Annotated in this window: 23 protein-coding genes; all 23 read left to right on the top strand. The window is 36.6% G+C overall.

Annotated features, from left to right (window positions below):
* Window positions 1–6 precede the first annotated feature (6 nt).
* The 23 genes from ftsL to recD2 all read left to right on the top strand — a co-directional run bounded on the left by ftsL (window position 7) and on the right by recD2 (window position 23254).
* Window positions 7–372, top strand: coding sequence for a cell division protein FtsL (gene ftsL, locus IV57_RS03615; protein WP_057880133.1), 366 nt, complete (start codon window positions 7–9; stop codon window positions 370–372).
* Entirely contained in the window at window positions 369–2537 is a 2169-nt protein-coding gene (locus tag IV57_RS03610) for a penicillin-binding transpeptidase domain-containing protein (RefSeq protein WP_057880132.1), read from the top strand. Before ftsL ends, IV57_RS03610 begins: the two co-directional genes overlap by 4 nt.
* 14 nt (window positions 2538–2551) lie before the next feature.
* Complete coding sequence (mraY, locus tag IV57_RS03605) at window positions 2552–3517, top strand: phospho-N-acetylmuramoyl-pentapeptide-transferase (RefSeq protein WP_057880131.1); 966 nt, start codon at window positions 2552–2554, stop codon at window positions 3515–3517.
* A 16-nt stretch (window positions 3518–3533) separates the two neighbouring features.
* Window positions 3534–4907, top strand: coding sequence for a UDP-N-acetylmuramoyl-L-alanine--D-glutamate ligase (gene murD, locus IV57_RS03600; RefSeq protein ID WP_057880130.1), 1374 nt, complete (start codon window positions 3534–3536; stop codon window positions 4905–4907).
* A 9-nt stretch (window positions 4908–4916) separates the two neighbouring features.
* Window positions 4917–6017, top strand: a complete 1101-nt coding sequence (gene murG, locus IV57_RS03595; protein ID WP_057880156.1) for an undecaprenyldiphospho-muramoylpentapeptide beta-N-acetylglucosaminyltransferase — start codon at window positions 4917–4919, stop codon at window positions 6015–6017.
* A gap of 19 nt (window positions 6018–6036) precedes the next feature.
* Window positions 6037–6735: a cell division protein FtsQ/DivIB gene (locus tag IV57_RS03590; RefSeq protein ID WP_162261210.1), complete on the top strand. Its 699-nt coding sequence runs from the start codon at window positions 6037–6039 to the stop codon at window positions 6733–6735.
* A 75-nt stretch (window positions 6736–6810) separates the two neighbouring features.
* Window positions 6811–8154 (top strand): cell division protein FtsA, encoded by a 1344-nt coding sequence (gene ftsA / locus IV57_RS03585; RefSeq protein ID WP_057880128.1) that lies wholly within the window; start codon window positions 6811–6813, stop codon window positions 8152–8154.
* 38 nt (window positions 8155–8192) lie between these two features.
* Window positions 8193–9446: a cell division protein FtsZ gene (gene ftsZ, locus IV57_RS03580; protein WP_057880127.1), complete on the top strand. Its 1254-nt coding sequence runs from the start codon at window positions 8193–8195 to the stop codon at window positions 9444–9446.
* A gap of 14 nt (window positions 9447–9460) precedes the next feature.
* Window positions 9461–9874 carry a cell division protein SepF gene (locus IV57_RS03575; RefSeq protein ID WP_057880126.1) on the top strand — a complete coding sequence of 138 codons (414 nt, stop codon included), beginning with the start codon at window positions 9461–9463 and terminating at the stop codon, window positions 9872–9874.
* Window positions 9875–9888: 14 nt separating this feature from the next.
* Entirely contained in the window at window positions 9889–10158 is a 270-nt protein-coding gene (locus IV57_RS03570) for a YggT family protein (protein WP_057880125.1), read from the top strand.
* A gap of 2 nt (window positions 10159–10160) precedes the next feature.
* The gene (locus tag IV57_RS03565) at window positions 10161–10955 is read left to right on the top strand and encodes a YlmH family RNA-binding protein (protein ID WP_057880124.1); all 795 of its coding nucleotides are present in this window, start codon (window positions 10161–10163) and stop codon (window positions 10953–10955) included.
* Between the two features lie 15 nt (window positions 10956–10970).
* Window positions 10971–11714 (top strand): DivIVA domain-containing protein, encoded by a 744-nt coding sequence (locus tag IV57_RS03560; protein WP_057880123.1) that lies wholly within the window; start codon window positions 10971–10973, stop codon window positions 11712–11714.
* Window positions 11715–11892: 178 nt separating this feature from the next.
* On the top strand, window positions 11893–14673 hold the full coding sequence (gene ileS / locus IV57_RS03555; protein WP_057880122.1) for an isoleucine--tRNA ligase: 2781 nt from the start codon (window positions 11893–11895) through the stop codon (window positions 14671–14673).
* Between the two features lie 12 nt (window positions 14674–14685).
* The gene (locus tag IV57_RS03550) at window positions 14686–14937 is read left to right on the top strand and encodes a cold-shock protein (protein ID WP_057880121.1); all 252 of its coding nucleotides are present in this window, start codon (window positions 14686–14688) and stop codon (window positions 14935–14937) included.
* Between the two features lie 155 nt (window positions 14938–15092).
* Window positions 15093–15662 carry an NUDIX hydrolase gene (locus IV57_RS03545; RefSeq protein WP_057880120.1) on the top strand — a complete coding sequence of 190 codons (570 nt, stop codon included), beginning with the start codon at window positions 15093–15095 and terminating at the stop codon, window positions 15660–15662.
* On the top strand, window positions 15663–15950 hold the full coding sequence (locus IV57_RS03540; protein WP_057880119.1) for a hypothetical protein: 288 nt from the start codon (window positions 15663–15665) through the stop codon (window positions 15948–15950).
* 11 nt (window positions 15951–15961) lie between these two features.
* Window positions 15962–16651 carry a 5'-methylthioadenosine/adenosylhomocysteine nucleosidase gene (locus IV57_RS03535; RefSeq protein ID WP_057880118.1) on the top strand — a complete coding sequence of 230 codons (690 nt, stop codon included), beginning with the start codon at window positions 15962–15964 and terminating at the stop codon, window positions 16649–16651.
* 12 nt (window positions 16652–16663) lie between these two features.
* Window positions 16664–17812, top strand: a complete 1149-nt coding sequence (locus tag IV57_RS03530; RefSeq protein WP_057880117.1) for a cysteine desulfurase family protein — start codon at window positions 16664–16666, stop codon at window positions 17810–17812.
* A gap of 55 nt (window positions 17813–17867) precedes the next feature.
* Entirely contained in the window at window positions 17868–18203 is a 336-nt protein-coding gene (locus IV57_RS03525) for a hypothetical protein (RefSeq protein ID WP_057880116.1), read from the top strand.
* Window positions 18204–18217: 14 nt separating this feature from the next.
* Window positions 18218–19336, top strand: a complete 1119-nt coding sequence (gene mnmA / locus IV57_RS03520) for a tRNA 2-thiouridine(34) synthase MnmA (RefSeq protein ID WP_057880115.1) — start codon at window positions 18218–18220, stop codon at window positions 19334–19336.
* A gap of 219 nt (window positions 19337–19555) precedes the next feature.
* Complete coding sequence (locus IV57_RS03515; protein WP_057880114.1) at window positions 19556–20206, top strand: histidine phosphatase family protein; 651 nt, start codon at window positions 19556–19558, stop codon at window positions 20204–20206.
* Between the two features lie 8 nt (window positions 20207–20214).
* Window positions 20215–20880, top strand: a complete 666-nt coding sequence (locus tag IV57_RS03510; protein ID WP_057880113.1) for a tetratricopeptide repeat protein — start codon at window positions 20215–20217, stop codon at window positions 20878–20880.
* Entirely contained in the window at window positions 20867–23254 is a 2388-nt protein-coding gene (recD2, locus tag IV57_RS03505) for an SF1B family DNA helicase RecD2 (RefSeq protein ID WP_057880112.1), read from the top strand. The genes IV57_RS03510 and recD2 overlap by 14 nt, the downstream gene beginning before the upstream one ends.
* Window positions 23255–23265: the final 11 nt, after the last annotated feature.

Here is a 23265-nt window from a genome sequence, read left to right as displayed (position 1 = left end):
ATTAATATGAGAGAAGAAAGTACTGCAAGAAATTTACAAGAATATCAAGAAGCTGTTGAACCACAACCAGAACTTCAAGCAGCTCCAAAAACAGGCAGTGTTGCCTTGTCAAAATTTGAGACCCTTTCTATAGTTGGTCTTGGTCTTTTGATGTTGGCACTTATGGTTACTTTAGTGAGTATTAAAGTATCGATGACTTCTTCTCAAAATAAATTAGATAGTTTAACAACCCAAATAACAAAGACTAATACAAGTAATGTTAATTTAAGACAAGAGATTTCGGGGTTAACCAGTTTTGATCGTTTTTCTTCTTTTGCGAAAAAGCATAATTTGAAAATGAGTGACAACAATGTAAGGAACATTTCGAAATGAGTAAGTTTAAAAAATTATTTAAAAATAAGGCAAGACGCAATCATTATATTGTTGGTATGGTCATATTGATTGCGACTGCCTTTTCTTTTATCCTTTTTATCCAAAGATTTGCATATATTGCGATGAGTAAGCAATATGATGGTGTTAATTTGGTACAACGGACCAAACAAAAGTATGAACATGTAACTAAATTAAATGCTAAACGTGGTGAGATTCTAGATGTCGATGGTGATATGATTGCTGGAGATTCAACAATCTATAATATTTATGCGGTCGTTTCACATAAGTCGAAAACTACTGATGGTAAGCCTGACTATATAACGGATAAAGAAAAAACAGCCCGAATATTAAGTAAATATTTACCATTATCACAAAAGCAATTACGTAAGTATCTGACTCCAAAAACAAAAGATCAGTATCAGGTTGAATTTGGACCGGCTGGTCGTAGTCTTTCAATTGAAATCAAACGTAAGATTGCTGCGCAAAAATTGCCGGGAATCCATTTTGTTGAACTCCCATCTAGATCGTATCCCAACGGTGTTTTTGCAACCAATTTAGTTGGTTTTACAAAGGCTGATAACGCGAATGATCAGAACAGTAACATCAGTGGTGTCATGGGAGTTGAAAAATACTTCAATAAGCTTCTGTCTGGTCGTAATGGTAAACAGACTACTAAAGTTGATAACAGTGGTAATGAATTACCAAATTCACAGTTGGTCGAAAAGAGTTCAGCTGATGGTTCAAATATTTATCTAACGTTAAATAGTAAAATTCAGCAGTATACTGAAATTTTGGCGCAAACTGTTGACGAAAAATATGCACCTAAAGATCTACAAATATTGGTTATGAATGCTAAAACAGGTGCAATTGAGGCTGCTACGCAAAGACCAACCTTTAATCCCACAACTGGAAAAGGTTTAAGCAACAGTTGGCGAGATACCTTAGTAGAAGATCAATTTGAACCCGGTTCTGTTATGAAAATATTAACTTTATCGGCGTCAATTGATTCAGGAAACTATGAGCCTAATCAACTTTACAAATCAGGGACAGTTGAAGTTGGTGGTAGAACAATCGGTGATTGGAATACTGCCGGTTGGGGATATATTCCTCTGTCAGAGGCATTCACTAGATCATCCAACGTCGGAATGGTCAAGTTGGAAGAAGAAATGGGCTCTAAAACTTGGATGGAATACATGCAGAAATTTAATATTGGTAAAAAAACTGGGATCGAACTACCTGGTGAAGTTGCCGGTGGTATTTCTTATGAGCATACAAGTGATCAAGCAATGACTTCATTTGGCCAAAGTGTCAACGTCAATACAATGCAAATGCTACAAGCATTTTCCGCAATTGCTAACGGCGGTAAGATGATCAAACCACAAATCGTTCAGAGGGTAGTTGATCCGAATACTGGTAAAACGACTCAAAGTTTTAAACGAAAGGTTGTCAGTCAACCAATCAAAGCAAGTACAGCCAAGCAAGTTCAAAAAGCGATGCGTCAGGTTGTTACTAAGAGTTACGGTACTGGTATGGCTTATAACGTTCCCGGTGTTAAAGTTGGTGTTAAAACTGGTACAGCTCAGATTGCTTCTCCTGAGGGAGGTTATTTGACAGGCTCGAATAACTATATTTTCTCAGTTGCAGGGATGGTTCCATATGATGATCCTAATTACATTGTTTATGTAACAATGAAGCAACCACAGAAAATGACGGAGGCTCCTGAAAAGATTTTGTCAGAAATATTTAATCCGTTAGTTAAAAGATTAGTCAATCAGGGTAAATCACCGGCTAAAACTGCTGAAGCGGGTAGTCAATATGTCAGCATTCCTAGTTTGTTGGATAAATCAACTAATGATTCACTCAATGAAATTAAAAATCTCAAACTGCAATCAGGTGTTATTGGAACTGGTGACAAAGTAGTTCAACAACTACCTGGAAGTGGTGAGAAGGTTATGCCTGGCCAAAGAATTGTTCTTTTGACTAATGGGGCGATGACAATGCCTAATTTATCTGGTTGGTCTAAGAATGATGTTTTGAAGTTTGCCGAAATAACCGGTAAACAGATCACTACTAAGGGTGATGGATATGTTGTGAAACAATCGGTCAAGTCTGGTCATGTGATAAACGGGAGTGGTAAAATTATAGTTACATTGAAAAATAAATAATTAAGGGGATTTTCATGGAATTAAGTCATATTATTTTCACTATAATTAGTTCGTTTGCAATCGTAGCTATCTTCATGCCATTTTTGATAGGATACTTAGTTGCACACAAAGAAGGACAATCGATTAGAGAAGAAGGTCCTAAATGGCACGAAAAGAAATCTGGAACACCTACAATGGGTGGTTTGTTAATTATCATTGCCGCCTTGATCACCAATATTTGGGTCGGCCTTTGGCAAGGTCAATTGACTCATTCATTATTGATTACAACTTTTGTAATTGTTTTGTATGGTTGTATTGGTTTTATTGATGATTTTATCAAAGTATTCAAAAAACGTAATTTAGGTCTACGTGCCTATCAAAAGGCACTTTTGCAGGTTTTAGTCGGAATCATATTCTTATATGTTTACAGTGGTGATCAATTGCCAATGAACTTTACGGTACCTGGTTTATTTTCAATCAATTCAGTTGCAATTTTTGTAATATTTACTATCTTTTGGTTGGTAGGATTTTCTAATGCAACTAATTTAACTGATGGTTTGGATGGTTTATTAGGTGGTTTAGGAACAATTTCGTATGCCACTTATGGATTGATTGCTCTTAATCAAAACCGTTTTGATTTAGCTATCGTTTGTTTCTCAGTAGTGGGAGCTTTGTTGGCTTTCTTAGTCTTTAATCACAAACCAGCTAAGATTTTTATGGGTGACGTTGGTTCATTAGCACTTGGTGCCGGATTGGCAGCTATTTCCATTCTATTAGGTCGTTACTGGTCACTCTTGTTGATTGGTTTCGTCTATGTAGTTGAAACAATGAGCGTTATGTTACAAGTCTTCTCGTTCAAAGTTTTCCATCGTCGTATTTTTAAGATGACACCAATTCATCATCATTTTGAAATGTTGGGTTGGACTGAATGGAAGATCGATATTGTGTTTTGGATCGTCGGTGCAATCTGTTCCGCAATTTATCTAATTTTATTCGTATAGGAAGTAAATAATAGCAATGAAAACAGAGAGTAATTATTCAAACAAGAAGATCTTAGTTTTAGGTTTAGCTAAAAGTGGTTTTGCAGTTGCTAAGCTGTTGAAGCAGATGGGTTCAGATGTCACTGTGGTTGACTCTAATCCGTTAGAAAATAATGCTGAAGCGCATGCGTTGATTGATGCAGGATTCAAAGTGATCACGGGGAGTAACGATGCTAATTTGATCGACGACTCGTTTGATTACTTGGTTAAGAATCCTGGAATCGTTTATGAAAATGATTTGGTTCAACAAGCAGAGAAATTGAATATTCCAGTCATTACAGAACCAGAAATAGCCTATAGTTATTCTGATGCAACGATGATTGCTGTTACTGGTACCAACGGTAAAACAACTGTAACGACTTTGATTCAATTGATGTTGAAACATTCACCAGAGTTTAAAAATTCATATTATGCGGGAAATATTGGTATTCCCATTTCAGATGTTATTCAAAAGGCAACTAAAAATGATGTTGTGGTTACAGAGTTATCAAGTTTCCAACTTCAAGGCACAATTGATTTGCATCCACATGTTGCTGTGCTGAATAATATTTATTCAACCCACATTGATTTTCACAAGACTCGTGAAAATTACATTAAAGCTAAAATGCATATTACTAAGAATCAAACAAAGAATGATTACTTTGTTGTTAACTGGAATACAAAAGAATGGCAAAATTTAGCCCAACAATCAAATGCTCAGATTTTACCTTTCTCTGATAATCAAGAATTAGTTCATGGTGCCTGGATCAAGGATGAGAGTATTTATTGTAATGGCGAACGTATCATGGCTATTAGTGATATTCAAATTCCTGGTGAACATAATGTTCAAAACGCTTTAGCAGCAATCAGTGTTGCGAAGTTATATGATGTAAGTAACGAGGATATCATTGAAGTATTATCATCTTTTAGAGGTGTCAAGCACAGAATACAATATGTCGATACTTTTGGGAGTCATAAATTTTATAATGATTCTAAGGCAACCAACATAGAAGCAACTATTGTGGCCTTGAGCGCATTTAAAAACCCAATTACTTTAATTGCTGGGGGACTTGATCGTGGTAATGGCTTTGATGAGTTGATCCCGGTACTTAAGGGTAAAGTTAAGAACTTAGTTGTTTATGGAGAGACAGCTGACAAAGTTATTGAATCAGCTGAAAAAGCTGACGTTGGTAATATCATCAAAGTAAACAATTTGACTGAAGCTGTTCCGGAAGCTTATAAAGCTAGTGATGAAGGTGATGTTATTTTACTTTCACCAGCAGCTGCTAGTTGGGATCAATTCCATACCTTTGAAGAACGTGGTGACCAATTTATTAAAGAGGTTGAAACTTTAAAGGGAGAAGTCGAATAAATGAAAAAAATGCGCATAATTGTTTCCGGCGGTGGAACAGGTGGACACATTTATCCTGCAATGGCCTTGATTAAGCGTCTCAAGGAACGTGACTTGATTGATGACGTTTTATACGTTGGAACTGAAAAGGGCTTAGAGAGTAAAATTGTCAAGAATGCCGGGATAGACTTTAAGACCATTGAAATTCGTGGTTTTAAACGAAAACTTACCTTGGACAACCTAAAAACAGTAGAACTTTTTCTTTCAAGTATTGGTAAATCGAAAAAGATCATTAAGGAATTTAAACCAGATATTGTAATTGGAACGGGTGGTTATGTCTGTAGTGCGGTAGTATATGCAGCTCATCAATTACATATTCCAACAGTTATTCATGAACAGAACACAATCGCTGGTGTAACCAATAAATTCTTGGCTCATTTTGTTGATAAGATTGCAATTGCTTTTACTGAAGCCGTTGACCAATTCAGTGAAAAGAAAAAAATTGTATTCACCGGTAATCCTCGAGCACAAGAAGTCGTTAATATTCAAAAAAATGATCGGTTGAAAGAATTTAATTTAGATGCCAATAAGGATACAGTAATGATATTTGGTGGTTCTCGTGGTGCAAAGCCAATCAACCAGGCAACTATTGAAACAATGGATAAGTTTATAGAGGCAGATTATCAAGTCTTGTTTGTTACAGGACGAGTACATTATGACAATGTGATTAAATTAATTGATTCTAAGTATTTAAATAGTGCAAATATTTCGGTATTGCCATATATTGATAACATGCCGGAGATTTTACCTGACATTAAGCTGATCGTAGGACGTAGCGGTGCAACCAGCATTGCTGAAATAACTGCTTTAGGAATTCCTGCTATTTTTATTCCTAGTCCTTACGTAACGCATGATCATCAAACTAAAAATGCTATGTCCGTCTCAAAGGTTGGGGCAGCTAAACTGATTCCTGAAAAGGAACTTACTTCTGAGTCATTATTCAAAGAGATTAATGACATTATGAGTGATACGACCGTTCAGCAGACAATGTCAGTTAAGTCCAAAGAAATTGGCGTACCTGATGCTGCTGATCGTTTGATAAAAGTTTTGACTGATTTAGTAAATAAGTAATGTATGAGGATTAATGGTGTTGAAAAAAAGAAGAGTTAGGATAAGTAGAAATAGTCTGATTTTTATCATAGTTTTTGTCATAATATTAATCGCTTATTTTGGCTCATCTTTAAGTAAAGTGAGAAATATCAACGTCAAAGGTGTCAATGACTTAGGTGCACAGCAAGTGATCGATGCTACCAAGATCGATGACAATTCAACTTTATTTAATGTTTTGTTACACCATGGTTCGATTGCAAAAAAAACTGAAAAGAAATTACCATCTATCCAATCGTTATCATTCCGAACACACAATTTACGAGACTTAACGATCAGCGTTAAAGAACATCCAACGTTGGGTTATATTTATAAAGATAGTGGTTATTATCGGATCATCAACGATGGTCAAGTGATAAATCAAAAGATGAGTTCACCGATTGGAAATTATCCAATTTATAGTAACTTTAGTGATAGTAGATTAAAACAGATGTCTAACATTTATGCAGAGTTACCTAGTAATGTGAAGACAAACGTGTCTCAGATTTACAATTCTCCGACCAAATTGAATCCATATCGAATCAAAATTGATATGAATGATGGCAATAAGGTTATTGCCGACATGAGAAGTGTTAAATCAAAATTAAAATATTATCCAGGTATGGCTGCTCAAATGAAAAAAAAGGGCGTTATAGATTTAGAGATCGGTGCCTACTCTTATCCTTTTAAAGACAAGAAATAGGTTTAATATAATCATTTTTGTGTTAAAATTTTTTAGTGAATAGATTTTTCTAGGTAAGGGAGGCTGCCACGATTAATGGACAATTCTGAATTTTTTGTAGGTCTTGATATTGGCACAAATTCGATAAAAGTAGTCGTTGCTGAATCGTCCGACGATAGATTAAGTATCGTAGGCGTTGGAAGTGAGAGATCCGAAGGGGTCAGCCGTGGCGTTATAGTCGATATAGACAAAGCTGCAGGCGCTATTAAGAAAGCGGTCAAAAAGGCTGAAACACAAGCAAATATTTCAATACGTGACGTTGTAGTCGGCATATCGGCGAACATGTTACAAATAGAAAAATGTCAGGGTATGATAGCGGTTGGATCACAATCGAAAGAAATCGCTGAAAATGATGTCCGACAGGTGATGTTGGCCGCCATGGTTCAAAACTTACCTAGTGAGAGAGAGGTTGTCTCTCTGATACCTAAACAGTTTTCTGTTGATGGGTTTAATAACATCCGTGATCCCCGAGGGATGATAGGCGTTCGTTTGGAAATGACTGGTATCATTTATACTGCGCCAAAAACAATCGTACACAATACAAAAAAGGCCATTCAAAAAGCAGGCCTAAATATTATTCATAAGGTTATTTCTCCAATGGCATTGAGCCAAGTCGTTTTAAATGATGGTGAGAGTGACTTTGGAGCTGTAATTATTGACATGGGAGCCGGTCAAACGACTGCCTCTGTTGTGCACGATCATAATTTGAAGTTATCTACAGTTGATTTTGAAGGTGGAGATTATGTTACACACGATATTTCAGTGGTTTTAAATACGACCGTTGAAAATGCCAATCAATTAAAGCTCTATTATGGTAATGCTTCGGCAGACAAGTCAGCAACTGATGAAAACATCAGTGTTGAAGTAGTTGGTAAAAATGAACCTACGATGATTTCAGAAGAGTATCTTTCTGAGATTATTGAGGCCAGACTTAACCAAGTCTTTACCAGACTACAAGCACCACTTGAAGATGCCGGTGCGTTATCTCTACCAGGAGGAATTGTTTTAACTGGTGGAGTCGCTGCTACACCAAATATTGAAGATTTAGCAAAGAAAATATTTGATGTCAAAGTTAGAAGTTATGTACCTACACAAATGGGTATGCGCTATCCTTCGTATTCACTGGGCCTTGGTCTAGTCACGTATGCTTCTAGACTGAATGATATTGGAGTTATCGCTGACAATGTTGTCAATGGTGCAACAATTGATCGTAATAGTAATAGACCACAACCTCAAGTAGCTCCTGAACAAACAATGGAGCGACCTGAACCAATTAGACAAACTCATGAAGATCAGCCAACAGAACAAGAGACAACTACACCTGAAAAAGGTAAGAAGACGTCGAAATTCAAGGACTTTTGGAGCAGATTTTTTGATTAAAAAATAAATAAATTAGATTTAATAGGAGGAACTCCTTAATGGAATATACTTTAGACTCAACCCAAAACAAGGGAGCGGTAATCAAGGTTATCGGTGTCGGTGGTGCCGGTGGCAATGCTGTCAATCGCATGGTAGAAGCAGGAATCAAAGGTGTTCAGTTCATTACTGCTAATACTGATGTTCAAGCTTTGGAAAGCTCAAATGCTGAAACTAAAATTCAATTGGGACCTAAATTAACACGTGGATTAGGTGCTGGTTCAAACCCTGAAGTTGGACAAAAAGCTGCTCAAGAAAGTGAAGAAGCCATTAAAGAAGCCCTTGAAGGCGCTGATATGATTTTTGTAACTGCCGGAATGGGTGGTGGTACCGGAACTGGTGCTGCTCCTATCGTAGCTAATATTGCTAAAGAAAGTGGTGCTTTAACCGTTGGAGTTGTTACACGTCCTTTCGCCTTTGAAGGTGCTAAACGTTCACGTTTTGCTGCAGACGGTATCACGGAACTTAAAAAGGATGTTGATACGCTAGTTATCATTTCTAATAGTAAATTATTGGAAATCGTTGATAAGAAGACACCAATGGGCGAAGCATTCAGTATCGCTGATGATGTTTTACGTCAAGGTGTTCAAAGTATTTCTGATCTTATTACATCTCCTGGTTTCGTTAATTTGGATTTTGCTGACGTTAAGACAGTTATGTCAGACCAAGGTTCAGCTCTGATGGGTATTGGTCAAGCTAACGGTGATAACAGAATTACTGAAGCCACTAAGAAAGCTATTTCTTCACCATTACTTGAAGTTTCAATTGATGGTGCTAAACAAGTATTACTTAATATTACTGGTGGACCAGATTTATCATTATTTGAAGCACAAGATGCAGCGCAAATTGTTTCCGAACAAGCTACATCTGATGTTAATATAATCTTTGGTACTTCAATCGATGACACACTTGGTGATCAAGTTAAAGTTACCGTAATTGCTACTGGTGTCGAAACTGAAGAGAATAAAAAGAGAGAACCAATTAGACGTCCAGCCTTGAACAATCCAAGAGCTACACTAGACAATAGCAGTAATAAGGCTGACAATGGCACAAATGCCACTCAACCAAAGACACAAGCACCATCTTCTAGTGACCCTTTGGCAGATTGGGATATTAATCGTGATGCATCTAAACAAAAGAATGCTTCTGGTGAAAAGGGAGATTTCGAAATTTTCCAAAAGCCTGAAACAATTGATTTGAGTGATGATGATGACGATTCAACTCCTCCAATCTTCAAGCGTCGTAACAATAAATAAAAGGAGATTTTCCTATGGCATTTGAAAAATTAGGCAGTTTCTTTGGTATTAACGATGATGATGAACCCAATGAAAAGAAAGTCATGACTAATACTGAACAACCTAAATCAGATTATTCAAACAATGAAAAGGTCGTATCAATGAGTACAGCTAGTGAGGCAAGAACTAAAGCTAATAGTAAAATTGCAATCTATCAACCAAGAGTTTACTCAGATGCAAAAGTTATTGCCAAACAACTTTTGAATAATAAAGCTGTAATTGTTAATTTTAATAATGTCAATGATGAGCAATCAAAGAGAATCGTAGACTTTTTAACTGGTACTATCTTCGCCTTGAATGGCGAAATTAAACGTGTTGGAGAAAAAATCTTTCTTTGCACACCACCAAAGTTTGAAATCGATGGAAGCATACCAGATATAAACGAATAAAGTCGAGGAAAGATATGGATCGAATTTTAAGTGGATTACCACAGATTATCGGTGGCGCTTTTGAATTATATGAATTTATAATTTTTGTGTATTGTTTGTTATCATTCATACCATCATTAAATAATTCAGTCTTCGGAAGGCTAGTAGCTTCAGTGGTAGATCCATTCTTAAATTTAATTAGAAGAGTTCTGCCGATTGTATCGACAGGTATTCTTGATTTTTCTCCAATAGTTGCGTTGATCCTAATTCAATTATTGCAGAAAGTGATATTTATGATGATCTAACTATGGATGATAAAAAAACAATCATTGGTGGAGGCTATTTCCGTCCGGAAGAGAAGCCTTTCATTGATAAAATGAGTGGTATTTTATTAAAAGCTCAAACAATGTATACTCCACAACTTACCGATTTCTTAAATCTGCGTGAACAAACAATTTTGAATAATCTGATCAACAAGTATAGTGACCTTTATGTGCACTATTTTGGTGGTTATCACAATGCAGAAAGAGTCAGGGGAATAATTGCTCCTGACTATTTTGTGCCTGTGGAAGCGGATTATGAACTCACAATGTATGAGATTCGGTATCCTGAAAAATTTGCTAATTTGCATCACGGTCAAATATTAGGTTCCTTAACCGGATCAGGCGTCGAGCGTGATCGTTTTGGGGATATTATTACCGATGGCGAGAATTGGCAATTTTTTGTATTTAAATCAATGGGGTCATATATTGAAGATCAAGTTAAAAAAATTGGGCCTTATAAGGTTCATTTGATTGAAAAAAACTTGAATGAATTACTTTTACCAAGAGATGAATCAACTGACGATACGATCAATGTTCAATCATTGCGATTGGATTCGATTATTGCGACCGTCTATAATTTGTCGCGGCAGAATGCTAAAGCACTAGTTGATCATGGGAAAGTTCAAATCAATTGGGTTGTGAACAAAAATGCTAGTTCATTTATTACAATTACTGATACACTAAGTGTCAGAGGCTTTGGCCGAATAAGAATTAATGATATTATGGGACGAACGAAGAATGAAAAGTATATTCTTTTCGTGAATATCATTAAGAAATAATAGGGGCGTGAAGTTATGGTATTGTCACCAGTAGAAATACAGGATAAAGAATTTGATAACAAATTTCGAGGCTATGACCGCGACCAAGTTGACAGCTTTTTGAAACAAGCAGCCCAGGATTATAATTTAGCACTTCAAAAGAGTGCTCAGTTAGAAAAAGAATTAAAGGATACTTCAGAACAACTGAAATATTTTACTGATATGAAGGATGCTTTGAATCAATCTATTTTGGTGGCTCAAGAAGCAGCCGAAAAGGTTAAGACTGAATCTGAACAAGAGGCTCAAATAATTGTTGAAGAATCACAGAAAAAAGCTCGTGATTTACTCAATCAATCAACTGAGAAATCTAATCAAATTCTTCAAGATGCATCTGATCGGGCCAGACAAGTGACGATTGAAACTGATAATCTGAAGCGAAGTGTTAATTCTTTCCGTAAGGGATTGCAAGGAATGTTGCAGCAACAAATGGAAATGGTTGATAACCCCGAGTGGTCCAAGCTTAATGACAGTACGTCTACTGACAAATTGAAACAAGAAGTTGGGACTCAACCGGATGCTAATTCGACGAATAATTATCAAAATAATTCACAGGATTATGAAAACTCGCAAGATTCAGTTTTCAATTCGGATCAAATGAACTATAATAACAATATTCAGGATGACCAACCAGACGAATCGTACACGATTAATCATCAACAAAATGAGCCAACGTTTAATTTTAAAGATGATCAGTCTAAGGGAAATCCTAAAAATAATTAAAAGAACAAGTGCTTTGGAGATATTTTTTCAGCGAGCTAGTGAATGGTGTGAGACTAGTAAAAATTATCTATGGTATATCAACTTTTAAACATTTTATTTGAATTACCAATAGGTGGTATAACGAAGAACTCGTCCTAGAATTGGATGAGTTCTTTTTAATTTCAGAAGGGGTGCAAGAATGCGAGTAAAAGATACTTTAAATTTAGGTAAAACTAAATTCCCAATGCGCGGCAGCTTACCAACCAAGGAAGCTGAATGGCAAAAAGATTGGGAAGAAAACAAACTTTATGAACAACGTCAAAAATTAAATGAGGGCAAACCAACTTTTAATTTACTGGATGGACCTCCATTTGCTAATGGTGATATCCATATGGGACACGCACTAAACAAGATTTCAAAGGATATTATTGTTCGTTACAAGTCAATGGATGGTTACCGTGCACCATACGTACCAGGATGGGATACTCATGGTCTTCCAATCGAACAACAATTAGCTAAGCAAGGTATCAAACGTAAGGAAATGAGTCTTTCAGACTACCGTAAATTATGTTTTGACTTTGCTCAAGGTGAAGTTAAGAAACAAATGGCAGGTTTCAAACGTCTCGGTATTTCCGCTGACTGGGATCACCCATATATTACTTATCAACCAGAATTTGAAGAAGCTGAAGTTAAAGTTTTCGGTGAAATGGTCGACAAGGGCTATATCTATCGTGGTAAAAAACCAGTTTATTGGTCACCATCTTCAGAATCAACTTTAGCTGAGGCTGAGGTTGAATATAAAGATGTTAAATCACCATCGATCTTTGTTGCTTTCAAGGTTCGTGATGGCAAAGGTTTAGTTGATGATGATGCCAGATTCATTATTTGGACAACAACACCATGGACAATGCCTTCAAATATGGCTATCTGTGTTAATCCTAAATTTATCTACGCTGAAGTAAATGCTGATGGTAAGAAATATGTTGTTGCTCAAGAAAGACTTCAGTATGTTCAAGAACAATTAGGATGGGAAAATGTTGAGATCCTAAAGACTTTCAAGGGTAAAGAACTTGAAGGCGTTGAAGCAACTCATCCATTCTATGATCGTAAGTCACCATTAATTCTTGGTAACCACGTTACACTTGATGATGGTACTGGTTTAGTACATACAGCTCCTGGATTTGGTGCTGATGATTTTGTTGTTGGTATGAAATACAAGTTGCCTGTTTTCTCACCAATCGACGCTCAAGGTCGCTTTACAGATGAAGTACCTGAATATGAGGGTGTTTTCTACGATGATGCTAACAAGTTGATTGCTGACCGTATGAAGGAAAATGGATCATTACTTAAACTAAGTTTCTTCACTCACAGTTATCCACATGATTGGCGTACTAAGAAACCAGTTATTTTCCGTGCTACACCACAATGGTTTGCTTCAATCGACAAGTTCAGACAACAAATTCTTGATGAAATTGAAAAGATCGACTTTATGCCTGATTGGGGTAAAACTCGTCTTTACAATATGATTCGTGACCGTGGTGACTGGGTAATCTCAAGACAACGTGCTTGGGGTGTTCCACTACCAATTTTCTACGCTGAAAATGGTGATCCAATCATGACTAAGGAAGTTATCGATCACGTAGCTGAATTGTTCGGCAAGTACGGTTCAAATGTTTGGGCTGAACGTGATGCTAAAGATCTTCTCCCAGATGGCTATACTAATCCAGGTAGTCCTAACGGTAAGTTCACTAAGGAAACTGATATTCTTGATGTTTGGTTTGACTCCGGAACAGCTCACTCAGGTGTTGCTAAGGCCCGTCCAGAATTAAGTTTCCCTGCAGATTTAATTCTAGAAGGTTCTGATCAATATCGTGGTTGGTTCAACTCAATGTTAGTAACTTCAGTTGCTGCATACGGTGTTGCTCCATATAAGGCTATCCTTTCACAAGGTTTCACACTTGATAAGAAGGGTGTCAAGATGAGTAAGTCATTGGGTAATGTTATTGCCCCAGCCGATATTGAACGTCAATTTGGTGCTGAAATTATTCGTTTATGGGTTGCTTCAGTTGATTCAAGTTCTGATGTAGCCGTTTCAGTTGACTCATTCAAACAAGTATCAGAAACATATCGTAAGATCCGTAATACGATCAGATTTATGTTAGCTAATACAACTGACTACGATCCTAAGACCAATGCTGTTTCTTACGATGACCTTCGTCCAGAAGACAAGTATGTAACTGTTAAGTTGAATGATTTGGTTAAAGATGTTTTGGCTGATTATGACAAGTATGACTTTGCTGATGTAGCTAAATCAGTTGTTAGTTTCATTGTTAATGAAATGTCAACTTTCTACTTAGACTTTGCCAAAGATGTTGTTTACATCGATGCTGAAGATTCACATGCCCGTCGTTCAATGCAAACTGTTATCTACAACGTAGTTGTTAAGCTAGCTAAATTGTTGACACCAATCTTGCCACATACAATGGAACAGGTTTGGGATTACTTGAATGAACCAGAAGATTTCGTTCAATTAGCAGAAATGCCTAAGGTTGAAGAGATCGCTGATGAGGCTGAAATCGAAGCTGATTGGGCAACTTTCATGAACTTTAGAGATAATGTCTTGAAGTCTCTTGAAGTCGCTCGTACAGATAAGATGATCGGTAAATCACTTGAAGCTAAAGTTACCGTTTATCCAGGTGCAGAACTAAAGACGGTGCTTGCTAAGATCGATAGTAACTTTGGTCAATTGCTGATTGTTTCTCAATTTGAACTTTCAGATCAACCCGCTCCAGAAACAGCTGACAAGTATGAACTTGCTAGTGTGCTAGTAGAAAAGGCTGAAGGGGAAGTTTGTCAAAGATGTCGTATGGTGAAAACTGACGTCGGAAGTGACACACATTATCCAACATTCTGTGCTAGATGTGCTAAGATTGTAGCAGCGGAATATCCAGAAACTGCAACTGATGGCTTTGATGAATAGGATTGGTGAATAATGTTCACAGGAAAAATTGTAAGATTTAATAAAAACCGTGGTTTTGGTTTTATCAAAAATGAAGGATCTGATATCTTCTTCTTTGCTGATTCAGTTCTTAACCGTGATGATTATTTCATCAAGGATGGATTGTACGTCAGCTATGAAATTGCTCCCGGTTATAAGGGACCACAAGCTGTCAACTTAACTATTATTGATGAACCAGAAGAACCAGAAGAACCAGATGATCAAGACGAAGAAAGCACATTTTAGTGCTTTCTTTTTCTTTTTGCATGAAAGCTCAATTTCTGATAAAATAACTGCCAATGTCAATCCGGGCGTTTCATGGTACAATGACATTTGCAGTTATTATTTGTTTAATCGTCGCTAGTCGACTGTAAGCACAAGAAAATCAAGAAGGTCAAACAATGGATAAAGAAGATTCAAGATATTATGAAGCAGTAATCGCTAAGAAAAGAATGTTTGGCGGTAAAATTTTTAATGTTGATGTTGAACAAGTTGTATTACCTAATGGAATCCCTGATATTCGTGAAGTGGTCGAACACCATGGTGCTGTGGCAATTGTACCCTTTACTGATGATGGAAAAATGGTTTTTGTCAGACAATGGCGAACACCATTAGATCAAGAAACCTTAGAAATTCCTGCCGGAAAAATTGATCCGGATGAAGGCGATGACTTAAAAGAAGTTGCCTTACGAGAAATGGATGAAGAACTTGGTTTAACAACCGATAGTCTAGAAAAAATTACCGCCTTTTTTGCTAGTCCCGGTTATTCAAACGAAAAATTGACTATGTTCAAAGCAACTAATTTAAAACAGGTTGAATTTAAACGTCCACTTGATCCTGATGAATTTCTAAATGTTGAGACTTTGACCTTGGCTGAAGCTAAAACTCAAATTGAAGCTGGTGTGATCTGTGATTCGAAGACAATTTATGCCATTACTTATTGGGAATTACTTCAGGCAAAGGAAAAATAAATGTTTTCGAAAATAAAAGATTTTTTTGATTCCAAAATCAAAAAAGATGATCAACCACAGACTGTTGTTCGAGCTGATCAAGTGGAAGCACAGCAACAGCGCATTCGAGAACAGGCGCAACAACGTTCCGAGGCAGATTATCAACAGCAGCATCCAGAACAAATTATTGAAAAAAATTTACAGTCTTTTGAGAATAAGACAAATAAATTGAAAAAAAAGTTAAATATTGCGATTATTACAATATTCGGCTTAATTATTCTCGTGTTTTTAATATTATTTTATATATAAGGGGTTAAAGTATGAAAATTGGCGTAATTGTTCCTATGGAAGAAGAAATTAAATTAATGAAAGAATCACTCACTGATATCACAAATGATTCAGTTGCAGGAGTCGGTATTACTGTTGGTAACTATAAAAATCATGAAGTTTATTTGGCCCAAAGTGGTATTGGTAAAGTTCAAGCTGGTATGACAGCCACAATTATCAATGATCATTATCAACCTGATTTAGTCGTTAATACTGGTTCAGCTGGTGGGATTGGCGAAGGTCTTCATATTGGGGACGTTGTTATTTCTAATAAGATGGCTTATCACGATGTTGATGCAACCGGTTTTGGTTACGAAGTAGGTCAACTTCCACAGCAAGAACTATACTTCAATGCTGACCCTGATTACGTTGATTCAATTGCTGCCGCTGCTAAAAGAACTGGCTTGACTTCTCGAGTTGGTTTGATCGTCACCGGAGACCAATTTGTTGACGCAAAAGAAAAAATTGCTACAATTAAAAAGTCGTTCCCAGATGCTTTAGCAGCTGAAATGGAGGGTGCAGCTGTGGCTCAAGTCTGTACTCAATTCCAAACACCATTTGTCGTAATTCGTTCAATGAGTGATGTGGGGGACGAAAGTGCTAGCGTAAACTTTGACGAATTTGTTTTACAAGCTGGACGCAAGTCAGTAACAATGTTATTGAACTTTTTAGACCAAGAATAGAGGGGATTTATTGTGGCATTTATTTATTTGGATAATGCTGCCACCACACCAATGGCTACGCCTGTAGTCGATGTGATGCACGATCAGATGGCTCATAATTTTGGTAACGCATCTGCTACCAATTATTTTGGACGTCAGGCTCGTAAAGTATTAGATGAAAGTCGTCATACGATCGCCCAGAGTATCAACGCGAAGGATTCAGAAATTGTGTTCACAAGTGGTGGTACCGAGAGTGACAATACGGCCGTAATCGAAACGGCATTATCTAGACAAAAACTAGGTAAACATATCATAACAACTGCTATTGAACATGAAGCAATCATTAAACCAATGGCATATCTTGAATCATTAGGTTTTGAAATAACTTATTTGAAACCCAATGTTCGTGGTGAGGTTTCTGCCCAACAAGTTAAAGATGCCTTAAGAGATGATACGATTTTAGTATCGATCATGTACGGTAATAACGAAGTTGGTTCAATGAATCCAATTAAAGAAATTGGTGAAGTTGTTAAAGATCATCAAGCTTTTTTCCATACAGATGCTGTTCAAGCTTTTGGCATGGAAGATATTGATGTTAAAGCTGAACATATTGATATGTTATCAACATCAGCTCATAAAATTAATGGGCCTAAATTTATCGGTTTTCTTTATATAAATGATAAGATTCATATTCCATCATTTATTAAAGGTGGCGATCAAGAAACCAAACGTCGTGCCGGAACAGAAAATGTTCCTGGAATTGCTGGTTTTGCCAAAGCCGTTGAATTAATTACACCGGAAGTTAAACGAGAACGTCAAAGTCGTTATTTCGGTTTTAAACAAAAAATTCAAGCAATTCTTAAAGAAAATAAAATTAATTTTGAAATTAATGGACCAACTGATGAACATGCTTTAAATCATGTTATGAATTTGTATTTACCAGGAATTAATCGGGGCGTTTTGTTAACTCGTCTTGATCTTGAAGGTTTTGCCATTTCTGGTGGTTCCGCCTGTACTGCAGGTAGCTTGGAACCATCACATGTTTTAATCGCAATGTTTGGTGAAGACAGTCAAAAAATTGATGATTCAGTTAGAATTAGTTTTGGTAAAGATAATACGGAAGCAGAAGTTGTTAAATTTACTAATAAGTTAATTGAAATTGTAGAAGACTTGACTAATTAGTGGATTTTATTCAAACTTATAATTAATAGAAAATTTTTTATAAGGGATGATTAAAATGGATAAAACACAAGCTCAAGTTCAAGGGGACGAAGAAGTTTATCAACTTAGCCCTGAAGTAAAGAAATATTCACTTTTAGATGCAGGTTTCATGGAAACTAATAAAGGCAGTTTTCGTTTGGAGCATCCAATCAATGGATCTTCTCCATATGCTGCTAGATATTATTTACGTGCTACTGTTAGTAAAGATTTGGATAGTTTAAAGTTAGCTATTACCGATAAGAGCGGTATGCACAATATCAATATGTTTAAGGTCAAGGACACTGAAAATGAAATCAGTGACTACCGATACTTAATGAACTTTTTGAAAGAAAAAAATGTTTTAGTCAAATAAATGAGGTTTTTAAAATGGATAATAAGAAGAAGCGTGTTGTAGTAGGTATGAGTGGTGGCGTTGATTCGTCAGTTAGTGCACTTCTTTTGAAACAACAAGGCTATGAGGTTATCGGTGTATTCATGAAGAATTGGGATGATTCTGATGACGCCGGTGTATGTACTGCCACAGAAGATTACGAGGATGTAGCAAAGGTTGCTAATAAGATTGGTATTCCTTACTATTCAGTTAACTTTGAAAAGGAATATTGGGATCGTGTCTTTGAATATTTCTTGGCAGAATATCGTAAGGGTAGAACTCCAAACCCTGATGTTATGTGTAACAAAGAGGTTAAGTTCAAGGCTTTCCTTGATTATGCTAACAAATTAAATGCAGATTATATTGCTATGGGTCACTATGCCCAATCATTCCGCGATGACAACGGTGTAGTTCACTTGCTTCGTGGTGGCGATGCTAACAAGGATCAAACATATTTCTTGAGTACCGTACAACAAGATCAATTACAAAAGGCATTGTTCCCAATCGGTGGGATGCAAAAGTCAGAGGTTCGTCGTATTGCTGAGGAAGCTGGACTTGCTACTGCTAAGAAGAAGGACTCAATGGGTGTATGTTTTATCGGTGAGAGAGATTTCCGTAAGTTTTTGACAGAGTTCTTGCCTGCCCAAAGTGGACAAATGATGACACCTGATGGCGTTGTTAAAGGTCAACATTCTGGTTTGATGTACTACACGATCGGTCAGAGACAAGGTCTTGGAATCGGTGGCGATGGTAAGTCAAACGAGCCTTGGTTCGTAGTTGGTAAGGATATGTCAAAGAACATTCTTTATGTCGATCAAGGATATGACAATCCTGCACTATATGCAGACCATTTGGATGCATCTGATCTATCATTTATCACTGGTCTTGATTATGGTGAGAGCTTCCATGCCACAGCCAAGTTCAGATATCGTCAACAAGATGTTGGAGTTACTGTCAACGTATTAGGTGATGGCAAGGTCAACGTTGTGTTTGATAACCCCGTACGCGCTATTACACCAGGACAAGAAGTTGTCTTCTATGATGGTGAGGAGTGCTTAGGTGGAGCTACTATCGATGCTGCTTACATGGCAGAGAAGAAGTTGCAATACATCTAAGATAGATAGTTGAGCGGATAAGTTAAGAATAACTTTTTGCTCTAATGCAACAAATACAAACTAAATTTCAACAAAACAACCAAATGGAGCTAACTCGAATATCGGGTTAGCTCTTTTTGTAACTAATTACGAATATTTTCTGTAAAAATCCGGTCGAACTTGAAAAAAGTTCTTAAAAAATCCATAATTATACTTAATTAACTTTGTAGGTGAGAAAAAATGGAATTGTACTTTGTCAGACATGGAAAGACCGAATGGAATTTAGAAGGAAAATATCAAGGTGGGCATGGAGATTCACCACTTTTGGAAGAAAGTTTGCATGATATTACACTGTTAGCGAAAAGGATGCAGGATATAGTAATCGATCATATGTACTCTAGTCCATTGCCACGTGCTAAAACTACGGCTGAAACTTTGATCAAAGATTTAAATCGTCAGGTTCCTTTTTCAATTGTTGACGGTTTACGTGAATTTGATTTAGGAATTATGGAAGGTCGAAAGTTTTCGGAATTAGAAAATGAAATGCCTGAAGTAATTTATGCTTTCAGACATCAACCTAAAGATTATGATTATTCTTTGATCCGTGGGGAATCATTTGAACAAGTAGCCAAACGAACAACAGCTGCAGTTGAAAAAATTGTAGCTGAAAATAAAGCTCAAGCTAATATTGTAATTGTTAGTCACGGAGCAGCTTTGGTAACAATGATCCAATCGTTGTTGGGTACCAGTGTGGCTGATATTAGAAAAAATGGAGGGCTCTCAAATACTAGTTTGACTCATTTACAATATAACGATGGTAAATATAAATTAATTAAATGGAATGAAACAGGTTATCTGAACAAGCAACTTGAGAGTTCAGATACGATTTGAGGTATTAGATGAACAAGAGAGCAGAACAATTATTTAACAAGGGTGATAAAACTGCAGCAATTAAGTTGGTTGTGGCTGATTTGAATCAGGATCCAAAACAATTACCAGAAATATTGCAACTGTCGACTTATTTGGTTCAAGCTGGTGATTTGGAACAAGCTGAGGAATTATTGGCACGTTCATTGGAGTTATTTAAGGACAATCAAGATTTACTTTATAATTTGGGAAACGTTTATTATTTAGCAGATGAATTTGACAAAGCCAATGGTATTTTTCAAAAGTTAGTTGATGATAATTATGCTTTTGAAGCTTATTTCATGATGGCTAAAACACTTAATCAACAAGGAGAACGTCAATTAGCAGTCATGTATGCCTTAACTGCAGTCGAAAAAGCTCCCGATGATTTACAAGCTAATGAGTTGTTAGCCGATTTATTGCTTGCTAACGGTAATTTTAGTGAGGCCCTAGGGTTTTACAAGAATGTCAACAAAACCAAGCCACAGGCGAAATATTACTTTAATATGGCCTTGTGTGCGATGAACTTGAAACAAGATTATCAAGAGTACTTAAATGAATCTAAGAAGCTTGATGAAAAGTATTATTTAAAGAACGAAAAAAAGTTGTCAGATTTACAAGAATATATTAAGCAAGGAGATAGCAATGGCGGAGAATGAAAAACCCTATTTTGTCGGGACCGTTAAAGCCATCTTTTTTGAGAACCCTGAGAACTTGTACAAGATATTTACAATTAAAGTTAAAAAGACCAATACCGATTGGGATGCAGGCGATATTGTCGTAACTGGTAGTTTTGGCGAGATATCTGAAGAAGAAGAATACCGTTTTGAAGGTCAGATTATTGATCATCCTAAATATGGCAAACAATTCCAGGCAACAACCTACAAACGAAGCCGTCCCAATGGTCGTAAAGAATTGATCAATTTTTTCTCTAGTGATGAATTTCCTGGTATCGGTAAGAAAAAAGCTGAAAAGATTGTTGATGAATTAGGTAATGATGCAATTGATAAAATTCTTCAGGACCCACATGCGTTAGATTTTTTGAAATTGGGTGAAGAGAAGACTAAAAATATTATTGATCAGATCTCAAATAATCATCAAACTGAACAAGCACTGTATCAACTAAATAATTATGGTTTTGGAGCCACGTTAAGTGCCCGGATCTATCAAAAATATGGAGTTCAAACATTAGAGAAAATTACTGATGACCCTTATCAATTGGTTTTGGACGTCAAAGGTGTTGGATTCAAGCGAGCTGATGAATTAGCTAAAAGGCTGGGAATTACTGGTGACGATCCGCGAAGAATCAAGGGTGCTTTAATTCAAATGGTTACGTCGATGGTCAATGAAACTGGTGATACTTATGTTCCTGGACAAGAATTGATCCGACGTGTCAGTGGAGTTCTAAATTCTAATTCAACTGATGATCTGTCTGATAAGCTGGTTGAAGGATTGAGGAATTTAGTCAAAGATGGTGTTTTATTAGTTGAAGATGGCAATGTTTATGAAAAAGGTTTGTCTGACAGTGAGTGGTCGATTGCTCAATCTTTGAAAATGATCACGGATACTTTCAAGGGGGTTGCTTGGACAAAGCACGCCTTTAAAAGGGAATTAAAACATGTTGAAACCAATTTCAAGGTTAAGTATGATGAGTCTCAAGAAAAAGCTATTGAGCAATCGTTGACTCATCCAGTTTTTCTTTTAACTGGGGGTCCCGGTACTGGTAAAACAACAATCATTAACGCGATAGTTGCGGCTTATGGAAAACTAAATGATATGACACTGGATCCAGCTTCAGATGATTATGCGATTTCTTTAGCGGCACCGACTGGACGTGCGGCAAAACATATGGGTGAATCAACTGGTTTACCAGCTATGACGATTCATCGTTTATTAGGTTTGACTGGAACTGAAGATGATGATTTTGCGGAACCAAGTTTAGATTGTAAGTTGTTGATCATTGATGAGATGTCGATGGTTGATACGAAGTTATTTAAAACTTTGATTAAAGCGGTTCAACCGGGAACGCAAGTTGTTTTAGTTGGAGATAAAGATCAATTGCCATCTGTTGGGCCGGGGCAGATATTCTCGGACTTGATCAATAGTCAGGTTTTTCCAACAACTATTTTGAAGAATATTCATCGTCAAGATGAGGATTCTACCATTATTCAACTAGCACATGATATTAACGAGGGAATAATTGTTGATGGTATCTTTCAAAATCGGGCTGATCGCAGCTTTATTAATAGCAACAGTCGTAATGTTCCAGAAGTTCTGTCACAAATTATCAGTAAATCAAGTGAGCGTGGTTTTGATATTTCTGATGTACAGGTTTTAGCACCGATGTATCGTGGTCAGGCTGGAATCGATAATTTAAATTTTGTGATCCAAAATGTAGTCAATCCAATGACACTCAAGAGAAAAGAAGTTTCCATGGGTAATATCAAGTATCGGATCAAAGATAAAGTTGTTTATTTGGTCAACACGCCTGAAGACAATGTCTTTAATGGTGAGATTGGTAAAATTATTGGAATTATTTTAGCTAAAGAGAATACTGATCATGTTGATAAGCTGATCATTGATTTTGATGGTAATGAAGTTACTTTGGACCGAAAAGATTGGTTAAATATTACTTTAGCTTACTGTACGTCAATTCATAAGTCACAGGGTTCAGAATTTGAAATGGTGATTCTACCATTGGTCAATGAAGAATCGCGCATGTTGCGTCGAAACCTCTTATATACAGCTGTAACAAGAGCCAAAAGACTCTTGATCATGGTGGGTGACAGGTCAGCGTTTGAACGTTCAATTAGAGATCAATCGAGTGAACGTCAAACAACCTTAAAGGAGCGAATTTTTACAACCTTTAAAGTTAAATTAGTCGCCAAAGAGGATACGGAAACCATTTCGGAAACCACAGAACCGAAAGATTATGTATTGACTATGGATATGGTAATGAATAATGCGATTAATCCTATGATTGGAATGGAAAATGTCATTCCTAGTGATTTTATCGAAAAAAAAGAAGCCTAGAAATTTTATTT

This window comes from Companilactobacillus kimchiensis (assembly GCF_001438805.1).
Classification (GTDB): Bacteria; Bacillota; Bacilli; order Lactobacillales; family Lactobacillaceae; genus Companilactobacillus; species Companilactobacillus kimchiensis.
The sequence above is the reverse complement of the archived record's forward strand: the minus strand, read 5'-3'. Positions and strand labels throughout refer to the sequence as shown.

Coding starts and splice junctions, on each gene's coding strand:
- ftsL (WP_057880133.1), top strand. CDS start 7: ATGAGAGAAGAAAGTACTGCAAGAAATTTACAAGAATATCAAGAAGCT.
- IV57_RS03610 (WP_057880132.1), top strand. CDS start 369: ATGAGTAAGTTTAAAAAATTATTTAAAAATAAGGCAAGACGCAATCAT.
- mraY (WP_057880131.1), top strand. CDS start 2,552: ATGGAATTAAGTCATATTATTTTCACTATAATTAGTTCGTTTGCAATC.
- murD (WP_057880130.1), top strand. CDS start 3,534: ATGAAAACAGAGAGTAATTATTCAAACAAGAAGATCTTAGTTTTAGGT.
- murG (WP_057880156.1), top strand. CDS start 4,917: ATGCGCATAATTGTTTCCGGCGGTGGAACAGGTGGACACATTTATCCT.
- ftsA (WP_057880128.1), top strand. CDS start 6,811: ATGGACAATTCTGAATTTTTTGTAGGTCTTGATATTGGCACAAATTCG.
- ftsZ (WP_057880127.1), top strand. CDS start 8,193: ATGGAATATACTTTAGACTCAACCCAAAACAAGGGAGCGGTAATCAAG.
- IV57_RS03575 (WP_057880126.1), top strand. CDS start 9,461: ATGGCATTTGAAAAATTAGGCAGTTTCTTTGGTATTAACGATGATGAT.
- IV57_RS03570 (WP_057880125.1), top strand. CDS start 9,889: ATGGATCGAATTTTAAGTGGATTACCACAGATTATCGGTGGCGCTTTT.
- IV57_RS03565 (WP_057880124.1), top strand. CDS start 10,161: ATGGATGATAAAAAAACAATCATTGGTGGAGGCTATTTCCGTCCGGAA.
- IV57_RS03560 (WP_057880123.1), top strand. CDS start 10,971: ATGGTATTGTCACCAGTAGAAATACAGGATAAAGAATTTGATAACAAA.
- ileS (WP_057880122.1), top strand. CDS start 11,893: ATGCGAGTAAAAGATACTTTAAATTTAGGTAAAACTAAATTCCCAATG.
- IV57_RS03550 (WP_057880121.1), top strand. CDS start 14,686: ATGTTCACAGGAAAAATTGTAAGATTTAATAAAAACCGTGGTTTTGGT.
- IV57_RS03545 (WP_057880120.1), top strand. CDS start 15,093: ATGGATAAAGAAGATTCAAGATATTATGAAGCAGTAATCGCTAAGAAA.
- IV57_RS03540 (WP_057880119.1), top strand. CDS start 15,663: ATGTTTTCGAAAATAAAAGATTTTTTTGATTCCAAAATCAAAAAAGAT.
- IV57_RS03535 (WP_057880118.1), top strand. CDS start 15,962: ATGAAAATTGGCGTAATTGTTCCTATGGAAGAAGAAATTAAATTAATG.
- IV57_RS03525 (WP_057880116.1), top strand. CDS start 17,868: ATGGATAAAACACAAGCTCAAGTTCAAGGGGACGAAGAAGTTTATCAA.
- mnmA (WP_057880115.1), top strand. CDS start 18,218: ATGGATAATAAGAAGAAGCGTGTTGTAGTAGGTATGAGTGGTGGCGTT.
- IV57_RS03515 (WP_057880114.1), top strand. CDS start 19,556: ATGGAATTGTACTTTGTCAGACATGGAAAGACCGAATGGAATTTAGAA.
- IV57_RS03510 (WP_057880113.1), top strand. CDS start 20,215: ATGAACAAGAGAGCAGAACAATTATTTAACAAGGGTGATAAAACTGCA.
- recD2 (WP_057880112.1), top strand. CDS start 20,867: ATGGCGGAGAATGAAAAACCCTATTTTGTCGGGACCGTTAAAGCCATC.